The organism is Pseudomonas sp. PDM04, from assembly GCF_014851765.1.
Taxonomy (GTDB): Bacteria; Pseudomonadota; Gammaproteobacteria; order Pseudomonadales; family Pseudomonadaceae; genus Aquipseudomonas.
On record NZ_JACVAI010000010.1, the window covers coordinates 1 to 4,356 of the forward strand.

The 4,356-nt window shown below is 59.4% G+C and carries 2 protein-coding genes; one reads left to right on the plus strand and one right to left on the minus strand.

What is annotated here, in order from left to right:
* Positions 1-426: 426 nt before the first annotated feature.
* A complete protein-coding gene (locus tag IB249_RS29400) occupies positions 427-2,904 on the minus strand; it encodes a TonB-dependent siderophore receptor (RefSeq protein WP_192309892.1) in 2,478 nt (825 codons plus the stop codon).
* A gap of 669 nt (positions 2,905-3,573) precedes the next feature.
* Between IB249_RS29400 and IB249_RS29405 the strand changes: the two genes are divergently transcribed.
* Complete coding sequence (locus tag IB249_RS29405; RefSeq protein ID WP_192309894.1) at positions 3,574-3,879, plus strand: DUF3077 domain-containing protein; 306 nt, start codon at positions 3,574-3,576, stop codon at positions 3,877-3,879.
* Positions 3,880-4,356 lie beyond the last annotated feature (477 nt).

Genomic DNA, 4,356 nt, shown 5'->3' on the forward strand with positions numbered 1-4,356 from the left:
CTTGCTCGCGTGGGTCGCCAACGATAACGCGGGCGGCCTGACACCCTGCAGGGGTCTCATGTCCATCGCGAGCAGGCTCGCTCCCACAGAAAAAACACACTCCCCTGTAGGAGCGAGCTTGCTCGCGAGGGTCGCCAACGATGACGCGGGCGGCCTGACACCCTGCAGCGGTCTCATGTCCATCGCGAGCAGGCTCGCTCCCACAGAAAAACACGATCCCCTGTAGGAGCGAGCTTGCTCGCGAGGGTCGCCAACGATGACGCGGGCGGCCTGACACCCTGCAGCGGTCTCATGTCCATCGCGAGCAGGCTCGCTCCCACAGAAAAACACGCTCCTACAGAAAAGCGATCTTCCCTATGGGGTCCACAAAAAAAAACGCAGAAGCCTGGGCTTCTGCGTTTTTGTTTTCAGCGGCGTGTCAGTGAATCAAAACTCCGGGGTGTATTTCACGCTGAACATCACGTTGCGTGGATCGCCGTAGTTGTTGTTGCCGTCAAACTGGTTGTAGCCGGCAGTGAAGTACGTCTTGTCGAACAGGTTGTTGGCGTTCATCGCCAGCTCGACTTCCGGCGTCAGCTGGTAACCGACACGGGCGTTCCATACGGTGTAACCCGGTACGTTGACGTCGTGATCGAAGCCCACGGTGTGGGTCTGAGCGGTGAAGCCCAGGCCGGTGCTCACGCGGTTCCAGTCGCCGCCCCACTGGTAGTTACCCCAAACGCGAACCATGTGCTTGGGCGTCCACCAGCTGAAGATCTTGCCTTCGTTGGTTGGGTCGTCCAGGTACTTGGTGGTGTTGTAGGTGTAACCGGCAAACAATTGCAGACCGTCCAGCACTTCGCCGCTGATTTCGGCGTCGATGCCCTGGCTGCGCACTTTGCCCGATGCCTTCGAGCAGTACCAGCCGTCACAGATTTGCGGACCGTCCGTATCGAGCGTGGCGCGGTTTTCCTGGTCGTAACGGAATACGGCCAGGGACGTGTTGACCCTACCATCCATCAGTTCGCCCTTGAGGCCGATCTCATAGTTGGTGCCGATGATCGGCTTGATCACCGAGCCCCCCGTGTCGCGTTCGGTCTGCGGCGTGAACACGTCGGTGTAGCTGGCATAAACCGCCCACTCGCGGCTCAAGTCGTAGACGACACCGGCGTACGGCGTGACCTCGCCGGTTTCGTTGGAGGTGCTGTCAGGGTTGGCCGTCAGGCTGGTTGCATCCTGGCTCCAGGATTTGTAGCTGTAGTCATACCAGCTGACCCGCGAACCGACGACAAAGGTCAGATCATCGACCGGCTTGATGCGCCAGCTGCCATACAGGCCTTTCTGGCGAATGTCATATTTGCTTGGTGTGCCGAAACCGCCGGACTCGAGCAGGCCCTCGTAGCTGATTTCCGGACGGTTGTGATCGATATCAAAAATGTTGCCGGTACCGCCATCGAACGTACGGGCGTATTTATCGTTGGAGGTGTACTTGGAGTAGTTGCCCCCGAGCATGACTTCCTGCTGCATGGAAAAGGCTTCGAATTTGCCGGTGATGTTCGTATCGATGCCGAGCTTGGTGGAGTCGGTGTCCGTCACGAAGTCCGCATACTGCAAACCACCGCCATCGGGATCAAGACCGTTACCGAAGGCTTGCGCCCGCTGGTTTTTCGCCTTGTTGGTTTCGCTCATGCGCACGGCGCCGATCTTGAACGCCCAGTCTTCGTTGAAGCGGTGTTCCAGATCGGTGTAGAGCGTGGTGACGTCGATGTCCGTGTGGTTCCACTTCGCGCCCGTGTAAGTCTTGCGCGGCAGGTCGACCGGCTTGCCGTCCGCATAGCGCGGGAAACCACGAACGTTGCTGCGCGAGGTGCCATCGGAATTACTGACGGCAAAGCCCAGGGTGGTGTCTTCGCTCAGGTCGAAGTCCAATGCGCCATACAGCGAAGTGGTCTTGTACCACTCGGAATCGATGAACGAATGACTGTTGTCCTGATCGGCCACGAATCGACCGCGAATGGTACCGGTCTGGTTCAGCGGACCGCCCGCATCCAGCTGCAGACCGTAGTGATCCCAAGAACCGGCCTTGGCGGTAATCGCCACGGTCGGCGCAATCTGGCCACGCTTGCGCACCATGTTCACCGCACCGCCGGGGCTGCCCGTACCTTGCAACAAACCGGAGGCGCCGCGCAGAATTTCCATGCGATCGAAGAAGATCAGGTCTTGCGTGGCCCAGTTGCCCAGCGCATAGGTGTTGCGCGGGATCGGCACACCGTCGTACTGCCAGTCATCGATCTGAAAACCCCGCGAGCTGAGGATCATGCCCCGGCCCACACCCTGGGCGCCGACCAGACCGGTAGTCTTGTTGGCTGCGTCCTTGAGGTCGACGATGTCCTGATCGTCCAGCTGCTTGCGGGTCATCACCGTGACCGACTGCGGAATTTCCTTCAGTGTGTGGGTCCCTTTGCCGATGGTCACAGCATTGGAGGTGTAAGAGTTGGAACCTTCGGTAGTGGCCTCGACCCGTTGCCCATTGATGGTGGTGGCGCCCAGTTCCAGACTTTCGCCCGTGGCGCCGCGCACCAGCATCAGCGTGTTGCCTTCGAAGCTGTAGCGCACGCCGGTGCCCTTGAGCAACTCGGCGATCGCCGCTTCCGGGCTGAGCTTGCCGCTGACGCGATTGCTGCGCAGGTCCGCCATCTCGCTGGCGTCGTACACCACCTGCCGGTTGGTCTGGTTGCCAAAAGCCTTCAAGGCCTGCGGCAAGGACTGCGCCGGAATGTTGATCGCGAACTCTTCAGCCATCACCTGCGCACTCAATGGCAACAGGCAAGCCATGCCCAACCCGGCCAGCGCGTGACGTGGACGAAAGCTTCGGGAAATGACCAAAGCCTTGAACAGAGGTTTCAACTCGAAAATTGCTGACATCGTGCTCTCTATTATTGGTAGAAGGATTAGACGGCCAACCGCTGCCAAGACCTCGTCACCACTGCCAATGCGCGCTTCAGCGGCACATCAGCCAACGGCCTGACCGGACCCCTCCCCGGGTAGCGGTCGTCTGGACAACGGAAAAATTCTTGTAGCGCCGCACAAATCGGACACCTGAGGGCAACCTCGCCCCTCCGGATTTGCGTGCTCACAGAAGTGAGACGCAGCACCGGGGAAAAACCGGAATGAGTTTATTTATCATTTGTAGAAAATTATTAAAAAGAAACCCAGAGGGGCGTGGGACTCTGTTTAATTTCGTTGACTTGAGAGGACGAAATATCGGATGACGCCTACAACCCTTTGTAGGCAAACTCCGAATCTTGCGGTTGGGCATTTTGATGTCTTGTTGCGCGTTTCTTCGGCGGGATAGTCTCCGGTCGTCGCTGACCATTCAGCGATCGGGTGTGGTAACCCGCCGAAACGAGCGCAACAGTGCACTAGTCATGAACACAGGCAGTTTTTATTGCCTGTGTTTTTGATATGGCGGCTGTGCGTGGGACGCCCTCGGGCGTGCCGGTTTCCTCGGTTCCCGGTTTACCACCCTGCGTACAGCTGCCACCCTTTCGTGTGGTAACGAAAAGGCAGCTCCTCGAACCCAGGAGTTAACCCATGAAGAATCCATCCGCCCCACCAGAACTGAAGACCATCGGCCTCACGCCCCTCATCTATTGCTCGAACCAACCCCTGTTCCACGTCACCCGCGATGTGCCCCTCAGCGATGCGCTGGCCATGGCTTCCGATTTCCTGTTTCTCGCCAAGGGGCTGACCCAGGATGCGGCCTACGCCCGCGACTCCGACCGGCATGCCTGGGCGGCGCACTACCTGACGCAGATGGGCAAGGCGTTGGTTGATGATGTGGTGAAAGTGCTGGAGCCTTCGCCCGCCCGGACCAAGGCCGATTCCAAAAAAGCTTGAGCCCCCTTGTGGGAGCGAGCCTGCTCGCGAAAAACCGGAGACCGCCGCTGGGTGTCAGACAACCCGCGTCATCGTTCACGGCCATCGCGAGCAGGCTCGCTCCCACAGGTTGCTGCCTGTTTCATTTCGTTGACTTGAGAGGCGCCCGCCCGGACCAAGGCCGATTGCAAAAAAGCTTGAGCCCCCGTTGTGGGAGCGAGCCTGCTCGCGAAAAACCAGAGACCGCCGCTGGGTGTCAGACAACCCGCGTCATCGTTCACGGCCATCGCGAGCAGGCTCGCTCCCACAGGTTGCTGCCTGTTTCATTTCGTTGACTTGAGAGGCGCCCGCCCGGACCAGGGCCGATTGCAAAAAAGCTTGAGCCCCCCTTGTGGGAGCGAGCCTGCTCGCGAAAAACCGGAGACCGCCGCTGGGTGTCAGACAACCCGCGGCGCCTTCCAGTCCATCGCGAGCAAGGACTAGGTGTCCCTCTCGCGC